Genomic DNA, 19,960 nt, shown 5'->3' with positions numbered 1-19,960 from the left:
GTTACTTCATAACCTCCCAAGCACGGAGCTTTTCCAGCACAACATTGATGGGATAAGCGATCGCAATCTCGCCTGTCTTAGGTTGGAATCTCCTCAGACCTATTTCCTAGATGGGACGCAAGAGACCCCAACCATCATCTTTATCCTTGAGCCACTATCTAAACTTCGTCATCCTCAAAGATCAAGATTTGGCCACGAAACTCCACATCAGGTATATCCCAAACATTAGGTAATCCGGCTCTCCTTCGAGGCCGACGCAAAACATTGGTGCCGCAATGAATTTGGCCCTCGCGGATGTGATAATACCAACTATCTACAAAATGAATAGTGACCCCTAAATGAGCTGCGATCGCTGCTGTAAACAACTCAAACAGGTCGACCATACCATCATTCACCAAGAGCCGCGTATGATCGCGGCGTAAAATACCACGTGCGTCAAAATGACGCCTGTTGGGGAGAATCAATCGGCGTTGAATTTCACGGTCTGAGGCACCGGGGAAACTATCCTTAAAAGCATCAATCACATCTTGTTGATCCATTAAGCCACCATAGGACGCTCGAATGGAGCCAATAGGACTGAACAGGTAAGCGGGAGACACTTTTTCAATCCAGTAATGGGCGCGTGTCATACGATGTTGCCTGATCAGTCGATGGCCGACCTGGGCACGGATGGTACCTGGCACCCCAACGTCTTGCATCGCTGCTTGAACCACTGCCATGGCATCCCTGGGTCGCATACGTGGGCCGTAGGGCTTGGGAACCAGCAGATGATTGTTTAGGACTTGCATATTTGCAATATCCGGCGAATATGCGGTCGTGGGCTGTTGCCAAAATGCTTCCTGAAAGCGATTGATATCATCTACTCTATCCCAGAGAACAGGAATAGGATAAATAGGCACCCCTAACTCTCGTTGTAAATGGACACGGCTTGGCTGTAGAAATTCGCTGTCAATAAAGTCATTGGTACTGTTGTTGCGGGCATCACGCTCTGCCCAAATAATCTCAAAGGGGGTGATGTCAGCCGGATAACGACGTGGCGGCCCTTCCCCTGGGACATAGCCAATTCGGTGTATATTAAACCCATTTCCAGCACTCAACTCTTCGGCTAATTTAATGTAAGTAGCAGGTGGTTCGTGGGATTCGGGTATCTGACCACGCTGGGCAGGAGGATGGCTGTGTAGCCAGGCTTTACCGCGAAAAAGCCGCGTGACCGGAGAACTGCCTTCATTCATCAACCGTGAAAGTACACCGGAGGGGCGGTTACGGAAAGTATCAGGATGATTGGCAGGGAGCCCAGCCCGATAACGGGTTTCAGCTCGCTGTAGAAGGGCCATTGCTGCCCGTGATGAGGCGTGCAGAACAGAAAAGTCGGACCGTCCGTGTGGTACAACAGCCATCATCTCGTCTATGTGACCAACCCGCAGCCACGCCGTATTAATCTCAACAATGGGTTGTTTTTTCTGTTTGGCGAGTACGCGCAGTAGATCGGGATCGACAAATTCACTGCCGTCACCAAAGATGAAATTACCAATGATTATCTTGCCAAGCGGAGCACCAGGAACGGGCGGTGTCGATTCAACATTCCCGCCATAGTTCGCTGAGCTATTCATTTGATTGGCCCGATCAAAGAGGCGTTCTGCTGTGTCGCGATTTATTGTAGCGGTCTGTCCAGCAATCTCAGATCGAAGGCCTAAGTCTCTACCACTACCACCGCGTACGACAGTAAATTCAGTAGTTACCTCATCTACAAGGCTCTCCGCTGCTTTCTTCAACCCTCTGATCAGTTCTGCCCGTTCTGGTCTCGCTTCATCAATGGCATGGTCGAGGGTTTGATTTAATCTAGCAAGCTCCGATCTAAGTCTGTTGAGGGTATCAACCCAAAACATCACATTAATTTCTTGCCAGGTGGTGTCTATTAATTTCCCAAAGTGATTAAGTCGTTCCGCTACGTCTAGAATTCGCAGTACTCGCTTAGCCCAATCGGTAACTGCGCGAAAGTCAATCCTAAGGACATTTCCATTGGTGGTATTAACGACGATAATCCGGTCCCAAAGATCGTTGTAAAGTCCAATATTGCGTGAACGAAAATGGCTGTTGACAAAATCTTCCAGGTTGTCAGTTACGGTTGCGTTCGTATTTTCATGACGTAGACGAGGAAGATGTAGGATGAGCTGACGAAAGTGATTTGGCCCTTGTAAAAAACTGTGCTGATACTGGTCCTGTAACCAGGTATCACCATTGCTAATCTCAGGTGGCACCTGGACCATCGGGACCGCCGCCGCCCGTGTAGCATTCTGAACATCAACAAATGACGGATGATTGGCATCGGTGTTGACCATGTAGAGCCGTACCGCTGGTGCCTGTCGATCATCCAAGATAAAGGGGGCAACTGAGAAACGACCGCGATCTTCCTCATGGACTCTGCCAAGGTTATCAACTCGAAATAGTATGAGTTCGAAGCGAGTCTCCTCACGGGCATCTGCTCGATAGGCGAGCTCGAGATTAGATAATCGCCCAAAACTGGCCCCTGCAATTGTCCGAACTTGGAGTGTAAGGTTTAAGCGACCATTAGTGGGGATGGGAGGCAGTTCAAACACCTCAGGCTCTCCTAGCCGCTGGGGAATGATCTGACCTGTACTGTCGGAGAGGCGAATACGGGTATGCATAACACCAGGACAACGGATATGAAGACTCTCGTTGGGACCAAGCGCACCAGCTATCACTTTAATTTGCAGGGGGACTAGTTCATCATCACCACTGTTGGCGGTAGCTAAGCTGTAATCGGCCCGTGGAATTGAGCTGCTGGAGACAGCTGCAGGTAAGCGACGCTGATCGCGGTCAAGATTCGGAACCACAATGGCACCTGGCCAGTTCTGGCGGGCAGTTCGCTCACGCGGGTTTCCCGTGAGTCCTCCATCACGGTCAAAGTCAGCATGGAGCTCAATTCCAGGCATGTGAAACACTCCTTTACAGCGCTTATGGTTCTGGTTCAAATAAAGTCAGTTCCACTTTATTTTTAATGCTTTCTAGCATTGTCGGTATCTTATGCCAGCTGTTCTTAGTATGATAACGGCTCTTATTTTTTTGTTGATCATTAAGTTCCGAGAAGCAAACTCTTTGTTTTTTCTCCGATTAAGTAATGCTGCGCAGAATGCCGTCAGGTATTAAAAATGCTACAAAACCGTCAAAATGAGGCTTTACTAATAACTAACAAGAATATAATTTGTAACATGTAAGTTACTAACATCAATTTTCACGAGATATGATATCTCTAAGACCCTATGCCTGAGACGAATTCTCTGAAATAACAGTTATGTTTGCAGTGGCTGTTACTTGTTCAAGTGTGCTTTAAACTTCAATAATTTTCAATAATTTAGCTGGAGGCCTACTTATGAGACCTGAAAGCTCACCAAATGACCTGTTTAGGTTTGTTCAGCTGCGTCCACCTATTAGTCTGGCTGAAAATCAATTTATTCCGTTGGTAGCGTCGACGAATTTCTTTACGCAGATGCAAAGTGCTACAACGGTCACTGAGAGGCAATCCATTGCCGATACTTATATTGCTAATAATTCTGAAAGTGGGCTGTTTGTTCGTTCCCCTGAGCAACTTCACCATGGCACAGCTATTCAAAATTCGATAGCCACCACCTCAGACGCGGATGAGCCTTCTACAGATTTGTTTATTGTGACGCTTACAGGTTTGTTGGAAATAGCGGATATCTCTGAACTAGCAAACGATGCTGCGTTTCAACAAGATAGGGTGCGTTTATCTGACACGCTTTTGGCAAGGATGTTTACTACTAATTCATTGCCAAATCTGAGTATCTTACAAAACATTTATCGCGCTTACTATCTTATTGTCCAGACTGCGGCTGAAGAAGATATACAGCTATCCTGGGATAGATTTTTGCGCATGTCCATTATTATTCCAGAGGATGCCTTAACGTCAGTTGTCAGCTTACGAAAAGCAGCTTCATCGGAACCGACTGTAACTGCTGTCACTACTCAATCAGAATATACGACGATTGATCGAAAATCTCAGCTTTATAACGCTTATCAAGAATTAATGAGATGCGATCGCAACCAGAACCTGATACAGCCAGAATCAGCTGAAGTAAACACTGAAGGGACAAATGTTTTTGCGCTAAAGGAGACTGTCGTCAACAGTTTATCGACTGAGACACGGGCGGTGCTTGAATCACAACAGATTGATCCAGAAAATACGCCCATTCATGCCATCGTGATGGATATATATACGACGCTTCAGCAAGAGTCGTCTGCGATCTCATCTACCAGTGTAGATCCTAATGCTCAACCGCAGATTGCTCGCGTAATTCGTCATGCAGAGCTTGGCAGCACCCAGAGAGATATTCGTCCTTCTGGAGTCGGTAATCTTCTTGTCGTTAAGCAACAAATTAAGCGCTATGAGCCTACGGAAGTCGCACATATTGAAAATATTTTATCTGGTGAGGCAAAATCAAGAGAACAGCGTGAACTTCAACTGGTTGAGGAAACATTCTCCAATGTCTTTGAAACAACCCGTGAAGAGCAGAATGAACTCGAAACCTCCCAGCGATTTGAGTTAAATCGAGAGGCTTCTCGAACTATTCAACAGGATCAGAATGTAAATTTCGGCGTCAATCTATCGGGTAAATATGGACCATATGTTGAATTTTCCACCAATTTCGAGTTAGAGACCAGTCAATCAGTTGAGGAAACCAATAGCAACTCAACCAGCTATGCCCAAAATATTGTTGAGCGTTCGCTTGAGAAGATAGTTGAGCATATTCGTGAAGAAAGAACACGGCGAATATTGCGAGAGGTTGAGGAGAAAAATACCCATTCCTTAACCAATAATGGGGCGGAACATATTCGTGGGGTCTATCAGTTTGTAGACAAAATTTACGAGGCTCAAGTCTTTGACTATGGCATCCGCATGATGTATGACTTCATGATTCCGGAACCCGCCTCTTATTTGCATTATCTCCGTAATCAGCCAGATAGTGAGCTAGAGTTACCAGATCCCCCTCCTAGGTTTACGCTAACCTCTCATACGCAAATCAATGAGACCAATTATGGCTCTGAAGCAGCTAAGTATGGCGCTACTGAAATTGATCCCCCACCTGCTCCTTATGTATTAGCATCTGCAGCCATTACGAATGAGGGTGGTGATGAAGGTGGTACGCCTCGGTTTGCAAAAACGAAAGAGCTCACCATACCAGAAGAATATGGCCCTGAAAGAGTGGAATATGCGGCTCAAGCTACCACTGACGATGACCTAGCGATTACAGTGCTGATCGGATCAAGATTTCACCGCATTACGCGATCAGAAGGTGGAAATTGGCCTGGATTCCCACAATATATCAGCTTAGATTCGGGGCATTATAGTTATCCACAAGGTACGCAGCTATCAGTAGGGGTATTTGTTTTTGAGAGTCGTACCTTTCTTGTTGATATCACAATATTCTGCAAACGCAGACCTGAAGCTTATGAACAATGGAAATTAAAAACATTCCAAAAGATTCAACAGGCCTATGAGCGACGGGTATTGGAATATGAGGAGAAGGTAGCTGCTATCAGAGCGGAGCAAGCCTTGGCGCAGGCTGCAGCGGAAGAAGAAAGAAGTTTTGGGGCTCCACCGTCTCTCAATCGCATAACGGAGCGCAATGAACTAAAGAAACATGCCATATCTATTGTCACCGGTAGCCGTTATGAATTTATCAATGCGGTAATGGATGGTGCTCCACCTATTTTTGATTTTGATGAAGCGCGGGAAGAAGGAAGTTTGATCCGATTCTTTGAGCAGGTGTTTGAATGGGAACAAATGCAATATGTGTTTTACCCATACTTCTGGAGCCGTACCAATACCTGGGAAGATCGGTTTACAACCGACAATCCAGATCCGCAATTTCGTGAGTTTTTAAAGGCAGGTGCAGCTCGGGTCGTGATTTCTGTACGCCCAGGGTTTGAAACAGCGTTACAACATTATCTAGATACGGGTAAATTGTGGGACGGACAAGGAGAACCACCACAAATTACCAGTCCCCTCTATGTATCGATTGTCGATGAAATTAAAGAACGTACGGGGGCACCACAGGGTGAAATTCTGGTTGGTGAACCGTGGGATATTCGTGTTCCTACTAATTTGCTTTATGTACGAGCCAACGATGATCTGCCAGCCTGGGTCCAGAACCCTCCAGGGAGCTGGCAGTGGGAATCAACAGATTCAGAGCCAACACCTGCCCTGGCTATTATGGGCTTAGCACTTGTAGATGCTCAAACTCAAGCAGATATCCAGTCAATAGAAAATGGTGATGTGCTCAGCATTAATGATATGCCATCTATGATTAACCTAAGGGCAATAGCTGATCCGAAATACGTTGGTAGTGTGGTTTTGAATCTTAACGATGGCCAACAGACAAGAACTGAGAACACACGTCCTTATTTCCTTTACAGTAATAATGGAGTTCAACCTGTATTAGGAAATTATACGCTAAGTGTAAAAGCTTTTTCCAAGCCAGAAGGTCTTGGAATAGAGGGCAGAGAGAGAGTTGTTCAGTTCTCATTTATAGAATGATTTTTGAAGAACTTAGGCAGTCGAATTTACTATATGTACAGTGGTCGATCCGAACTCTTTGGACGGATCGCGCGCAGCGATTCAAGACCTTTTAGACTTTGCGATCGCAATCCATCCATCCCTTTATTCTGTATCAGGGTGCGCTCTCAAATAAGATAACCACTGTTGTCTTTGTTCACTCGTGAGATGGGCTAGTGAGGATACTGAGAAGCATGCTTGTAGCTCTTGACCTATGCGTTGTGGTCCCCAATCTAGTTGTTGTAGCTGCTCAAGGATGTTGACTATGGTGGATAGCGATCTCACCTGTTCTCTAAAAAACCCTGACTTTCCAGAAGCAATGTGATGCCACTAAAAGCTTTTCAACCTGCTGAGGAGACACAAGTGATTTAATACAGAGAGACATGTCTTATAATTTTTCTGGCTTTAGGGCTGAATACAGTCCGTAGAGCTGACGAAGGTTGGCTGTAAACCTTGACTTACAAGGAATATAGGTTTTCGGTAGATAAAGTAGTGACTATATGCGGATAAGACTGTCTTAAAAATTGAGACAAACTTACATTTGCTCTAGCCCTAGCGGTTCCAATCACTATCGTTACCAAGACGGTGAAGTGATCGAATACGGAGAATTTTAGCGATTGAGACAAGCCGTTAAGACAGCCCTGCTAACAGGTGAGTCGATACGGATAATGCTGTCTTATTGAGACAAAACTTTCGAGTAATTCTGGCCCTTTGGCCTATAGGTGAGCCGATACGGATTTGCTTGTCTTATTTTAAGATGCTCGGTCTGCAAAGCTTTTAACGTAAGTGCTGCTTTCAGTCGCCTAATCTTTCAGAGTCTAATCGCTGTCTAAATTTCATCTGGGTCATGCGAATAGCTTCATCATGGGCCTGCTCCAAATCGTCGAGTTCAAAAATAGCCACTAGCTTTTCGCAATACTCAACCATCTCCAATCCCAGCGTCTCAGGAATATAGTTGCGAGCAATGTGCCGCGAACCCGAGACAGGCGCTTCCCAGATTTGTTTGATCTCGCTGGCATCCATACCAAACAGGCCACGATAGACATAGTTAGTCCACTTACCAAATTTGTAGGGACTGTTTCCCCCTTGTTCGGCGACGGCGTAGGCCCAATCCTTTCTGGCTGGCTTACCTGCCTGCCGAGCCACTAGCCATTGCTGAATTCGTTCACTATCCTCGCGAGTGTACGTTTGCTTGAGAAATGTGTAGGCCTCAGCATATAGACCTTCAGCTGCAAACCAGGCCAAAAAGTCGATCAGTCCATTTTTTGCCTTTGCCCGCAGCTTTCCAGGATTCTTTGCCCAGTCGCTGACCAATTCTACCCAGTCAGATGCTTCGATTACCCGGTAGGTATTGCCGTCATTTGCTTTGATTTCTGACACCCTAAACTGCTTGCCAGATGGGAGCTTGAGGTAGTTCACCCCTTCGATTTCTGACACCCTATCAGCAAAGGTTTGGGCCGGTACATTGGTATGGCGACTCATGGTGCGATAGCCCACACCAATGGTGGGTCGGTCGGGGCCAAGTCCGTCTGGATCGATGATCACAACCCTGAAGTCGCGATCCTTAAATTTAATGGGGACTACCTGACCAGATTCGAGCATTGTGTGGACTAATAAGTACAAAGGTATTGATTATTGAGAATAGCCCCATTATGGGCTGACTTTTAATCGGGGGGCAGAAATCAAGGCAAGTGGTTTTTGATATTACAGGGTTGGGTAAAGATGCCGAATTTACGAATTTTAATTTTCTGACACCTTCTAGTGCTTATGCAATAAGTGTTTGAGCCTATTAGCCCTCAGTTTTCTGACACCCTATTCTAAAGCGTTTCCGCTGAGTTTTCTGACACCCTTTAGGCCTTGTTTTGAACTGGTTTCAGCCAATGAGTGGCTAGATTTCTGACACCCTATTTAAAGTTTTTCTACGCTCCAGATAAATTCGGTATTATCCTTACCCTCGCAGGTAAATCGGTATCCATACCGTTCAAAGGCTTCATATTCGAACACTCGTCGAACTGAATTGAACGGCGGGCAAACAAAGCTATAACCCTTGCAAAGTAAGGATTGCACCATGAATGATATGCCTAATTTGATCGTTGAGCGAACGGTTATAGAGTAGGCATCGTACATAGCATTATGGCTGGATGTCTTCGCCCTACTCAGGTTGAAGTAGGATAGCTTTCTGCCGTGCCGCTGCCAGATCTGCGATCCTATGGTGTGAGATCAAAACCGTCCACACCATAGGGTCTTCAGTGTTGTATCCACTGCCATATTTTTCTTGTAAGTGCAGACGTCTGCACTTAATTGCACTAATTCACAATTTTATGGTTCAAAATTGCAATACTGATGTATCCTGTCCGGTGTACAGTTGTGCAATTGTGGATTGGGACAATGATTATCGCGATCGCAGCAATTAAAGGAGGCGTTGGCAAAACCACTATTACGTTCTGTCTAGCTGCCACCCTAGCCCATCTGGGCAAAAAAGTTTTATGCATTGATTTAGACCATCAGGGGGATCTGTCCTCCGCTATGGGCGTTGAACGCGACGCTTCATCCCCTGATATTGGTCAAATCCTCTATGCTCCCAAGCGAGATCAGGCTGATCTGATGGCTCAGGGCATTATCGACGTGCAGGGGTGGTGTCACCTGCTTACTCCAGGGATGGATTTAGGTGGATATCAAACTGAAATCGAAAAAGGCTTATCCAGTGAGAGTCGTCTAAGGGATGCCTTGGCTCAGTTTAATAGTATTTATGAGAACTACGATTACGTGCTGCTAGATACTCCTAAAGGGGAAGGTTTATTTACCAAAAATGCTTTAGTTGCCTGTGATGAGGTGTTAGTGCCAGTGCAAACTGAGTACTTTGCTCTGAAGAATATTCCAGAACTATTGCAAATGGTGAGTCAGATTGCTGATCGGGCGAATCCTGATTTGCGAGTTTCCACATTGGTTCCGAACCGCATGAAGTCCACCAGTTTGCATAAGAGCATCCACCAGCAAATTATCGATTGGGATGTGCGTACCCATTTGCCCCATCAAACAGAAGAGTCTTGGACCTCTCCTCCCATTCGAGATTTAACCGTGTACTCAGAGCTATCGGCTCAAGGGGAGTCTCTTTATTCGTACAGCTCTGTGAAAGAAGAACATCGTAAACCGTTTGTTGCGATCGCAGAGTATTTAGAATCCCTACGTAGTTCGTCTAATCTTCTGGAGGTAGAGACCGTTGGCTAAAAAAAGTTTTTCCAGGGTAGCGACTGTTGCTGAGAAAGCCCCCGTACCTCGCAAATTAGCGGTTGTCCCCAAACGTAAGACGACAGATGAAGTTGTCAACTTAGAACGTGTGGACCTGGCCGATCGTGAAAATTGGTTACGGGCACTCGATATTTGTCAGGCCAATAATGCTCAGCCCTTGAATACGCTGTTGCATGAAATTGAAACCTATCAAGGTCAGATTGATCAGGCTCTCCAAACAGCCCAGGCCCAAAGCACCATATATGCCTATGCCATTGGTAGTCGCTTAGATGTAATTGAAGAGAAGCATCTCTATAAGGAGAAAGATTATGATAATCTCACTGCTTTTATTAAAGGTGGTGAAGTGCGTCGACCCAATGGCACGCCTATTACCACACGCCAGGTGTGGGCCTATCGGCGGGTGACTCGTGGCTTAAAAGAGTTCTTGCAAATTGCCGAGTCCATTCGTGATGGCAAGGCATTATCTACTGAACTGGAACAACATCTTAAATCCTTAGGGAAACAGGTCAATAAAGATATTGTTGAGTCCTTTTTAGATTCCTATGCCGATAGTATTGCTGGTGTTCTGGAACTGGGCGTATCCAAGCTAGAACAGGTTTACCGCTTGCCCGAACCTGTTGCGTTAACGGGGTTGCTTGCGGGTAAGTTGCCCCTTGAAGAAGACATCATTGCAGTGCATGAGGTGTCATTTTCTCAACTAAGAAAAGCGATCAGTACCCACGAGAAACAACGTAAAGCTAACAATGGCAAGAAGACAGTTAGCCAAATTACCAAAGCTGATCGCATGCTAGATAACCTGAACCATGCTGTTGAAGAGTTGGATGCGTTAGTTCTTAGCGATCTACAACTGCAACGATTAAGTGCCCTTAGGGATGCGATTGAACGTATTTTGTCATAGTCTACGAAATCCTGGTTAATAGTATCCGAAGGTGCAGACGTCTGCACCTGAATGCACTAGTTCACAACTCAGTTTCAGTGCTCTGCCAAGCTGCAAGAAAGTCTAGATAACCTAAGGTATCTGACCAAGTCCAGAGTAATTTGAAGAAGGCTAATTGTTGATCTTTGTTTTCGGCTATGGTGGCTTGTTCGTATATGAGGCGTAGTTTTGAGACGAGTTGGGGTAACTGAGCATCAGTAGCCGCACGTTGTAATGCGTTGCCAGCTTGTTTACGTTGCGTTTTATTCTCGCTAGTGATCAGGTATTGCCATAGTGTATTTATGGCAATAGGATGTCCGGCTTGCAGCTGGCTCAGCTTTTGGGCTAGTCGGAGGCGATTGCGATCGCCCTTTTCTATCCGAGTCACCAGACTGTCAATTTGTTTAGCAATATCAGGCTGGTACTGCTGTTTCTTGCCGCTTCGGTGTTGTAAGCGTCTAGGAGATTGGGAGGATGACTCTCTGTTTATGGGGACGGGATGGTTGGGGTTAAGGTTGACCAGCGCGTCTAATGTCGGTTTATCTTGAGGATTATGGGCTAGTAAGTCTTCTAAAGTTGCTACAGGTAAGGGATGATGGGGATCAACCTTTGCCAATCGTAGGGCCGCTTTTCGTTTTGCAATAGGTTGTTGACTCCTATGAATAATCTCTTCTAGTGTTTCAATGGCTAAACCATGGCCTGGGGATAGCGTGCCCAAATGACGGGCCATATCCATTTTGAGATAGTCACTACGTGCGGTAGGTAATAACGCTTCAAGGGTTTCGACGGCGACCTGACTCTGTGGATCGTAGCTGCGCCCTAGGCTGTAGGCGGCCATCCATCGATCAAAGAAATCCTGGTTGGGGTCTTGCGCGAACTGGGTAAGCACCTGGGTCACCTGACTCAGATCAGACTCAGCTAAGGCCGCTTTAGCCACTTCGATCAAGATGGGTGATATCTTGCGTGTTAAGTTAAAACGCCATGTTATCAGTTGTTGAATGATGCCATGGGCTTTGGGAAACTCAGAATATTCTCCCAAGGCTCTACCGGCAAGTAGCCAGGTGCGATGCTCAAAGAATCCACCACAGTTATCTTGGAAGTCAAGTAAGGCATTAATTAGCGCCGTCTTGTCAGCGTTTTCGATATCACTACGACCTAACCAGAGAAGAATCACGGGTTGCCAGTTTGGTAACACCATGGGTAATTGAGCGTCCTTTGGCGTCGTAAAATATTGCCACCCTTCGATAGCCTGGGCTGCAAAATAATCACGAAATGTACCATGCAGAAAGCCGTAGACTTTTTCACCTGTGGACGTTGCCAGGGGCATTAGCCAACCTAGTTGCATTGCCCGTTCAAACCAGGGGAGTTCTTCGGCTTGCAGGTGTTGAGTGACCAGCGGGAGATTCAGCTGGGTGGTCGAGGCTTTGAGGGTGACAACGGCGAGTTTTGATAGCACCGTATTGATTTGATGCTGTTCTAGCAGCGTCGTGGGTGAGGTGTCTTGCTGCCAGTCATAAAGAGCCGTAACAAACTGCTGGTAGAGCTGGTGTTGTGTGTTGGGAAGGTGTCCGCTATTTCCTAACCGGCAAAGTAAGGCCAGACGTAGGGGATTACGGAGATTGTGGCGAAGACGCTTGTTTTCTGGAAGTGAGAGTTTTTGACACAGGGCTTGTCCTTGTTCAGGCTGGTGGGAAAACCACTGACGAATAAAGTGTTGGATTTGCTGCCGATACTTTTCATAACCCAGCAGTCGGTAAGTGGGCCAATGACCCAAGGTATTTTTGCCTGCATCCCAAAGGTTGAGGCGACAAGTGACGATAATACGCCCATTACTCAGCCAACCCTGTAGTTGATTGGCGAGTTGAGTAATGGCTAAACTGCCACGTTGGTCCATTTCATCTACAGCATCCAACAGCAGCCAACCATGGCCCTGTTCAATGTGTTCAGCTAGGGCGTTTTGTTGCTCAGGGGTCACTGCTCGCTGGTTTAGGGCAAGTTTAAGCCAGTCTTGTAAGACATAGTCTTCAATCAGTGTGGTTCCTAAACGAGCCAGGGGAATCACAATGGCTAAATCAGAGGTTTGCTGTAGAATCTGCTGTGCCAGCTGTTGTAAGAGTGTGGTTTTACCTGACCCCGGTTCTCCCACAATGGCCAGAGTTTGAATCGTGCTGTTTTGAAGATAAGTCAGCAGTTCAGCTGTGTTGATGGTTTCAATATCTGATGGTTGCTTTGTAGATTGTTCTAAGGTGTGATCCACTAAAGCCAGCGGGATGTGTAGCTTGGTTGGGTCAACTCCGGTGTCAGTAGGCTTAAGCAGATTAAAGGTCAGTCCTGTTTGAACGGTAGCCGCCAGGGCTTGCTGACAATATTGCTGCCAGATGTCGTGTTCTACTGGTTTTTCAGCTTGGCCTTCTGAGGGAACAGAGCGACGCTGTTCCCAGGTTTGATCAAAGGTGTTGAGTAGGGCGGTGCGATCTCGACGGTGGTGCCACAACGTTAACGTAAAGTGCCACACCTCTGACCCCCGACGGCTGGTGCGATTATCCTCTAACAGCTCTAGATGGTTTTCCAGATGGTGAAGGGCGGTTTTAATTTGAGCTTTTGTTAGGGCCTGATTGCTATCTGATAGATGGGTGAGGGTTTCAAGATTACGGATTTTGGTGCGAACGATCAGCTGTCGGTCTGTGGTCCAGTGAAGATTGAGTTGCGATCGCAGCCGCTCCAGCGCCACGTCATCCACCTCCAGTTCATCATTGCCATAGTCCACCAGGGCCATGAGCAGTGTTAATGTGCGCTGTTTGGCCACCGGACCATAACTGATTTTGGGCAAAGTTGAGGTCCCCCCCTAACTGACCAGCACCCCTCAATTGTAAAACTCCTATTAATTAAGCCTGTGAGCTGCTTGAACCAGCATTCGCTTAGGGGTAAATCGCTTGCCTATTCTAAACATGTCGAGGGGCAAACGGGTTCCAACCTAGCCCATGGACACCAAGTGACAGTAGCTCAGAGGATAGAGCGCCTAAATTCCTTTTTCAACCCCCTTATTCGTAAGGGGCCTTATCCGCAAGGGTCGACGAATTAGGTTTATCGCCTTCTAAGCGGGAGGTCGGGGGTTCGAATCCCCCCTGTCACATTGAATTCAGATGCGGGTGCAACTCCTGCTCTACTCCCTTGTCTAATTTTGATGATTGTCCAGGAGGGCCGATAAGTGAAAGCAAACTACACCTTTTTTACTAAAGCAAATCGAACACCTCAAACTCAGCCAATTCCTGGTCGACAGGCGGATATGATCCAGGGTCGTTCCGGTGGATATCAGTTCAAAATTGACCTGTGGCAACAGCTACGTCGTTGTTTGTTATTGGGCACCGCCCAAGGTAGCTTTTATGCCAATAAGCATGAGCTGACTGACGAGTTTGTCAATGTCGTCACCCAAGCTGTGGTTATCGATTCGGCCCGCACGGCACAAGAGATTCTCTATGCCAGCGATGGCCATGCCATTAATAACAGTGCGCCTCTGTTTGCCCTAGTGTTGTTGTCCATGGGAGAAACCCCAGCTGCCAAGGGGGCATTTCAGGAGATCTTTTTGCAGGTCGTGCGAACCGGCAGCCATTTCTATGAATGGCTTAACTACACCCGCAGCCTACGGGGCTTTGGTAAGCTGATCCGTGCCTGTGGCAAAACCTGGTTGGCTAATCCTGATGCCAGGGCCTTGGCCTATCAGTTATTGAAGTATCAGCAGCGTCATGGTTACACCCACCGAGATGCGTTGCGTCTGTTCCACGTAAAACCTGAGACACCCGATCATCAGGCCCTTTACCAGTGGGCTACCCAGGGATGGACTAGCCTACCAGAAGCACCTCCTAGTGAAGCGATGGCTCAAATTTGGTGGTACGAGCGAGTTAAGCGTGACCCATCCTTAACCCTGGAAGCCATTCGTCAAGGGCGATTGACCCATGAAATGATTGCCCCTGTGGGGAACATGGATCGCGAGGCCTGGCAGCTCTTGTTCAAGGATATGCCCATGGGGGCGCTCCTACGTAATTTAGGGTCGCTCACCCATTTAGGTGTCTTGACCTTCAATAGAAGCAAGAACTTGAGATATTTAGCAGAACGACTGCAGAGTAAAAAGAATCTGCGCAAAGCCCGGATCCACCCCATTGATATTCTCAAGGCGCTCAAGACCTATCAGTCTGGTGGCAAGCTGGGCCGCAGTCAGAAAACATGGCAGCCTATTCCCCGTGTGTTAGACATTTTAGAAACCGCCCTGGAGCGTTCCTTTGATGTTGTTCAGCCGACAGGTAAGACAGTCCTGCATGCGGTGGATGTGTCTGGTTCCATGTCCTATTACACGGTTAGTTCCGTTGGGTTAACCTGTTGTGAGATTGCCACTACGTTGGCACTGGCTACGGCTAAAGCTGAGCAAAACTATATTATTCGTGGTTTTTCGACGGAGTTTTGCGATCTAAAAATTACGGCTCGCGATAGTTTTAGTTCAGCCCTGGCGAAAGCGTCTAACCAAAACTTTGGGGGTACGGATGCGGCTGTAGCCTACGATTGGGCTATTCGTCATCGGGTTCACGTTGATGTGTTTTGCTTTTGGACTGACTGTGAAAGTTGGGCAGGTAAGGCCCATCCTAGTCAGCGTCTGGCGGACTATCGCCGTCGGGTAAATCCTCAGGCAAAGGCGATCTATGTGACACTGGCTCCTTACAAGGTGAGTCTAGTGGATCCCCAGGATCCTGACTCCTGGGACTTTAGTGGCTTTGACCCAGCCATGCCCAAAGCGATCCAAATGATTGCAGCGGGGACGTAAATAAAATAAAAAGATAGGTGCACCACTGACGCACCTATCTTTTGGTCTCAATGTTGATTTGAAAGAAACGTCAAGATGGGACTATGGATTTTTTACCCGCTCCTTAAAGGCCTTCCCTGCGGAAAATGCGGGAATAGTCGTTGCTGGAATCTTGATAACTTCACCTGTTTTGGGGTTACGTCCATCGCGTGCTTTGCGGTCCCGGGGCTCAAAACTGCCAAAGCCGACCAACGTTACTTTCTCACCATTGGCGACAGTATCGACAACCGTGTCAACAGTAGCGGAAACAACGGTATCAATAACACTTTTAGGTAGGTCTGTAGATGTTGAGATCGCGTCAATCAATTCACCTTTGTTCATAGCAAGTTAGCCTGAAACAACTGGCCTTGTTTTAGCATAACCCAAAGTAGAACACAAGTACTGTTTTGGGTTTCGCAATACTAATACGAAATCCTGACTGATAGCACCCGGTATCGAAGGGCATCCACAAGGGAGTGCCCCTACAGGATGGTCTATTTTTAATCGGGTTTAATAAATTTGGATTTGGTATGAGGGGTTAATGGAGGTATTTCGTTAAAAATCGATCAAGTTGGTTAGCAAATGCTTCACGGTCTCGATGATTTAACGGTGGAGGTCCCCCGGTTTCCACGCCGCTATTGCGTAGAGTCTCCATAAAATTCCGCATCGATAGCCGCTCTCGGATATTGCCCGCATCATAAAATTCACCCCTAGGGTTGAGGGCAATACCTCCATTCTCAATCACGTTTGCGGCTAAAGGGATATCTGCCGTAATCACTAAGTCACCGGGTGCCATGTGCTTTGTGATGTGGTTGTCTGCCACATCAGCACCTGATCGGACTAGAACTGAATCAATATGGGGAGATGCTGGAATTTGCATGGATGCATTTGCCACCAGGGTCAGACGAATCCCTAAGCGTTTGGCGGCTCTATATAAAATTTCTTTAATGGCATTTGGACATGCATCGGCATCTACCCAAATTTGCATATGGTCTAGCCTCCCCTAGGGAAATTTATATCTATAGTTTTGCATCTAAATCGGTGTTCCATAAATCACGACGCTTCCGGTGCACCATAGGGATCTGCGAACTTTCAGGAATGCGGTTCGCCAAACAGGACGACGGAGCAGGTAAGGGTATCAATCACCTGATGGGTGACATCGCTGACGGCCAGCCCGCCTGCAGTGCGGCGACGCATCGAGCGCAAAATCACGAGATCCACATGGCGAGCCGCGGCCAAAATGACGGCAGCCGGATCATCATGGCGGACACATTTGATGCCGTACTCGACCTGGTCTCCCTCGGCCATGACCGCGCGCAGTTGGCCTTTGAAACGTTGAAGGTCTTGGGCGGGACGAATGAGATCGCTGACGTGCAGCAACGTAATGGAGGCCTCATGGGTAGCCGCAAACACCTGTCCAAAGCGGATTGTGCGGATGGTTTGCGGGGTCATAATCTTGACGGGAATCAAGATGCGTTTTAGCTCAATCGGAGTTTTTTTCAACCGAGTCACCACCACCGGGCAGTGAGAGGCCCAAAGCACATTGTCGATTAAGCTGCCTAAGAGGCGCGCCCGCAACCCTTCGGTCTGACTGCGGCCCATCACCACGAGTTGCGCATCATACTCACGGGCGGTGCGGCTGATGCCCTCGGCAATATCGTCGTCGATGCGGATTTGCGGGCGGGCTTCGGTGCCGACGGCATCGCTGATGGCTTGGGCCGTTTGCAGGATTTGCTGGTGATAGGTTAGAGCGTTCAGCAATTGCGGATCATCCATGTGTGCATGGGCGGGGGCAATCGCCAGCGGCACCACATAGCCTTTTTCATGTTGGGCAATGAAGGCGGCCATCTCAATCAAATAACGCTGTGTTGAAAGATTTGACAACGGGACGACCACAACAAACGGTTTCGATGGTGTCCCCGCCGGTTCGAGCCAGTCATCCGTGCCATCGGTGACTAACGGTCCGACGGGGAGGGGCAATTGGCTAGCAAATCGGCTAGTTGTTGTCGAACCCACCAGGGACGTGACCAACATCAGCACAATCACCGCGTTGAAGACCGGAGCGGTGATCAGCCCCACCTGCAACCCGACTAAAGCAGCGGCCAATGTGGCAGCCACCTGGGGCAAAGACAGTGACCACATGGTCAAGATTTGCATGGGGCTATAGCGAAACCAGAGGCCCGCGATTGCCGCTGCCAATAACTTGGTCAACAACAGTACGAGCACAATGCCAACGGTCAACCCAAGGCGATCGGTGAACGCTTCGATAAAAATCGGCACATTGAGCAGCAATCCCATGCAGACAAAAAAGAACGGAATGAACAGGACACTGCCAACAAACTCCACCTTTTCTTTAACCGGGCCATCGCCCACCACGCCATTTACCGCTAAGCCCGCGAGAAATGCGCCCACGACCTTGTCGACATTTATCATCTGCGCCCCGACCGCCGCCAAAAACACCGCTAGCAGCACGAACAAAAATTGATTGCCCTGTTCACTGCCGGTACGGCGAAAGTACAGACGCCCGGCCCAGTTCAGGCCAAAGAGCACAGCAGCGGCATAAACTGCCAACCCCACCATTTGCAAGGTCAACGAGAACGGCGAAAAGTCACCTCCCTGTAGAGAGACACACACCGCCAGCACTAGTAACGCCGCAATATCGGTAAAAATCGTCGCACCGACCGTGACGGTAACCGACTCATCGCGGGTGACGCCCAGTCGCATGACGATGGGATACGCCAACAGCGTGTGAGAGGACATGAGTGAGCCAATGAGCACTGCCGCTACCCAGCCAAACCCCGTCCAGCGCCCCAACAAAATGCCCCCCATTAGGGGAATGGCAAAGGTGAGGAAGCCAAATTTCATGGCGCGATCGCGGTTGCGCCTAAATTCCTTCAGGTCAATCTCCAAGGCGGCCACAAACATGAGATAAACCTTGCCCACATCGGCAAAGAGCTTTTCGATATCGCCCGCTGGGTCGAGTAGTCCTAAAACACTGGGTCCCAGTACCACCCCGGCAAACAAAAGGCCGACTAAGCCGGGCAAACGCAACCGCTCAAACAAAGGCGGCAGAGTCAGGCTCACCAACAACAACGTAGTAAAGGCCACCAAAGGATTATCAACGACCAATTCCCTGAGTCCATCCAAGGCAGTACCTCCTTTAAGCTGAGAAAGCCGCAAAACTAGTCCATTCTCTGTCCTTTACGCTTCGTATGACAATCTCTTGGTAGAGAGTACGAGCAATCGTAGGGTGGGCGAAACCAGTAGACTCAAAATCAAAGCACAGACTCACTCTTGTCTGACTTGTGCTGCTCTATATATTTCCGCATAGAAGCAACCATCACCAGACGCCCCATAAATCTCTTCAAACGCTTCCTCCATTTTGAGATCCAAGGCTCGGTCACTGTACCGAGCAAAAATTTTGTCAGAGCGAATGCGAACTGCTCGCTTAGCCAACAATGGGTTCATGCCAGCAGCGACGAGAGACGTGGCAAAGGTGTGTCTCATGCGGTGAGGGTGGATATCGTCTAACTCACTGGCTTGCGCTAAATCCTTGACCAACTCATAGATGCCGCTGTACCCCAGGCGTTGCCCCCGACTGTTATTAGACAAACTAATAAACAAGGGAGTCTCCTGGCTGACGACGAACCCATGGCGTACCAACCACCCCAGATAACTATCCAAGACGGCGACCGCCTCCGGCTTTAACGGCACCAGGCCATCACTGCCCCACTTAGCCCCACGCACCCTCAACCGCCGTCCATCATAGTCGCTGATATCCAGACCGCACACTTCCCTGGCCCGTAATCCATGGCTGAGCACCTGGAGAATTGCCCGGTCGCGCACTTCAGAATCACCCCGGTAGGCCAGGGCCTCAAATAGCTGATTAATCTGAGTTTCCGGTAAATCCCGAGGGGGCTTAGCCGGTTCTTTGAGAAACTCAATGGTGAGGGTGGGATTGCGGGTGATATAGTCCTTGACGGTGAGCCATTTGAAGAAACTCTTCAGTGTGGCCAGGGCCTGATTGATGGTGGTTGGAGCCAGCGATCCCCCTCGTTTGCTGGGCCGGTTCTTCAGGTATTGCTTGTAGCGGTCAATGTCGCGGTGGGTAATGTCGTGCCAGGGTTTATTCTGGGTCCAGGTATAGAAGAGCCGGAGCTGCCGTTTATAGGCTTTGAGGGTACTGGCGGATAGCTCACGCGATCTCAAAAACTCCACTACCCGCTGCCAGCCCAAATCCTCAGCTACCCGAACCGGTTCCTTAGCTGCCTGGCCAAACTCAATAAAGGTGGGCTCAGGAATGTCACGAGTCATTGGCAACTCCCCTTCTTTGAAACAACCCGCAGGGTGAAACGCCCAATCTAGCGTA

At 48.2% G+C, this 19,960-nt stretch carries 11 protein-coding genes and 1 tRNA gene; 5 read left to right on the top strand and 7 right to left on the bottom strand.

The window, feature by feature from the left end; genetic code table 11:
* Positions 1-158 precede the first annotated feature (158 nt).
* Positions 159-2,954 carry a protein-arginine deiminase family protein gene (locus tag U2F10_RS33710; protein ID WP_499874572.1) on the bottom strand — a complete coding sequence of 932 codons (2,796 nt, stop codon included), beginning with the start codon at positions 2,952-2,954 and terminating at the stop codon, positions 159-161.
* Positions 2,955-3,391: 437 nt separating this feature from the next.
* Here U2F10_RS33710 and U2F10_RS33705 point away from each other — a divergent pair, with 437 nt between their 5' ends.
* On the top strand, positions 3,392-6,577 hold the full coding sequence (locus U2F10_RS33705; protein ID WP_499874571.1) for a hypothetical protein: 3,186 nt from the start codon (positions 3,392-3,394) through the stop codon (positions 6,575-6,577).
* 813 nt (positions 6,578-7,390) lie between these two features.
* Here U2F10_RS33705 and U2F10_RS33700 read toward each other — a convergent pair.
* The gene (locus tag U2F10_RS33700) at positions 7,391-8,197 is read right to left on the bottom strand and encodes a hypothetical protein (protein WP_163663119.1); all 807 of its coding nucleotides are present in this window, start codon (positions 8,195-8,197) and stop codon (positions 7,391-7,393) included.
* Between the two features lie 765 nt (positions 8,198-8,962).
* On the opposite strand from U2F10_RS33700, the gene U2F10_RS33695 reads away from it, so the two are divergent.
* A complete protein-coding gene (locus tag U2F10_RS33695; protein ID WP_499057886.1) occupies positions 8,963-9,823 on the top strand; it encodes a ParA family protein in 861 nt (286 codons plus the stop codon).
* Positions 9,816-10,742: a hypothetical protein gene (locus U2F10_RS33690; RefSeq protein WP_163663113.1), complete on the top strand. Its 927-nt coding sequence runs from the start codon at positions 9,816-9,818 to the stop codon at positions 10,740-10,742. The genes U2F10_RS33695 and U2F10_RS33690 overlap by 8 nt, the downstream gene beginning before the upstream one ends.
* Before the next feature lie 61 nt (positions 10,743-10,803).
* On the opposite strand, the gene U2F10_RS33685 is transcribed toward U2F10_RS33690, so the two are convergent.
* Positions 10,804-13,590, bottom strand: coding sequence for an NACHT domain-containing protein (locus U2F10_RS33685; protein WP_499874570.1), 2,787 nt, complete (start codon positions 13,588-13,590; stop codon positions 10,804-10,806).
* Positions 13,591-13,752: 162 nt separating this feature from the next.
* Here U2F10_RS33685 and U2F10_RS33680 point away from each other — a divergent pair.
* Together U2F10_RS33680 and U2F10_RS33675 are read left to right on the top strand one after the other, a co-directional pair.
* Positions 13,753-13,893 (top strand) — tRNA-OTHER (locus U2F10_RS33680).
* Positions 13,894-13,968: 75 nt separating this feature from the next.
* Entirely contained in the window at positions 13,969-15,573 is a 1,605-nt protein-coding gene (locus tag U2F10_RS33675) for a TROVE domain-containing protein (RefSeq protein ID WP_499874568.1), read from the top strand.
* Between the two features lie 81 nt (positions 15,574-15,654).
* Here the strand turns inward: U2F10_RS33675 and U2F10_RS33670 are convergent, their stop codons facing one another.
* The 4 genes from U2F10_RS33670 to U2F10_RS33655 all read right to left on the bottom strand — a co-directional run bounded on the left by U2F10_RS33670 (position 15,655) and on the right by U2F10_RS33655 (position 19,905).
* Positions 15,655-15,933 carry an HU family DNA-binding protein gene (locus U2F10_RS33670; RefSeq protein WP_163663104.1) on the bottom strand — a complete coding sequence of 93 codons (279 nt, stop codon included), beginning with the start codon at positions 15,931-15,933 and terminating at the stop codon, positions 15,655-15,657.
* A gap of 196 nt (positions 15,934-16,129) precedes the next feature.
* Complete coding sequence (locus U2F10_RS33665; protein ID WP_499874567.1) at positions 16,130-16,579, bottom strand: YaiI/YqxD family protein; 450 nt, start codon at positions 16,577-16,579, stop codon at positions 16,130-16,132.
* A gap of 104 nt (positions 16,580-16,683) precedes the next feature.
* Positions 16,684-18,738, bottom strand: coding sequence for a cation:proton antiporter domain-containing protein (locus tag U2F10_RS33660; protein WP_499057875.1), 2,055 nt, complete (start codon positions 18,736-18,738; stop codon positions 16,684-16,686).
* A gap of 141 nt (positions 18,739-18,879) precedes the next feature.
* Complete coding sequence (locus tag U2F10_RS33655) at positions 18,880-19,905, bottom strand: tyrosine-type recombinase/integrase (protein ID WP_499874565.1); 1,026 nt, start codon at positions 19,903-19,905, stop codon at positions 18,880-18,882.
* Between the last annotated feature and the right edge of the window lie 55 nt (positions 19,906-19,960).

Origin of the sequence: Leptothoe sp. EHU-05/26/07-4, from assembly GCF_043421015.1 — a bacterium.
Lineage (GTDB): Bacteria > Cyanobacteriota > Cyanobacteriia > Phormidesmidales > Phormidesmidaceae > Leptothoe > Leptothoe turfae.
Note: the sequence above shows the minus strand (reverse complement) of the source record. Positions and strands in the feature narration are given on the sequence as shown.

Excerpts from the sequence above, each read along its gene's own strand:
- U2F10_RS33700 (WP_163663119.1), bottom strand. The coding sequence starts at position 8,197 with ATGCTCGAATCTGGTCAGGTAGTCCCCATTAAATTTAAGGATCGCGAC.
- U2F10_RS33705 (WP_499874571.1), top strand. The coding sequence starts at position 3,392 with ATGAGACCTGAAAGCTCACCAAATGACCTGTTTAGGTTTGTTCAGCTG.
- U2F10_RS33670 (WP_163663104.1), bottom strand. The coding sequence starts at position 15,933 with ATGAACAAAGGTGAATTGATTGACGCGATCTCAACATCTACAGACCTA.
- U2F10_RS33710 (WP_499874572.1), bottom strand. The coding sequence starts at position 2,954 with ATGCCTGGAATTGAGCTCCATGCTGACTTTGACCGTGATGGAGGACTC.
- U2F10_RS33665 (WP_499874567.1), bottom strand. The coding sequence starts at position 16,579 with ATGCAAATTTGGGTAGATGCCGATGCATGTCCAAATGCCATTAAAGAA.
- U2F10_RS33655 (WP_499874565.1), bottom strand. The coding sequence starts at position 19,905 with ATGACTCGTGACATTCCTGAGCCCACCTTTATTGAGTTTGGCCAGGCA.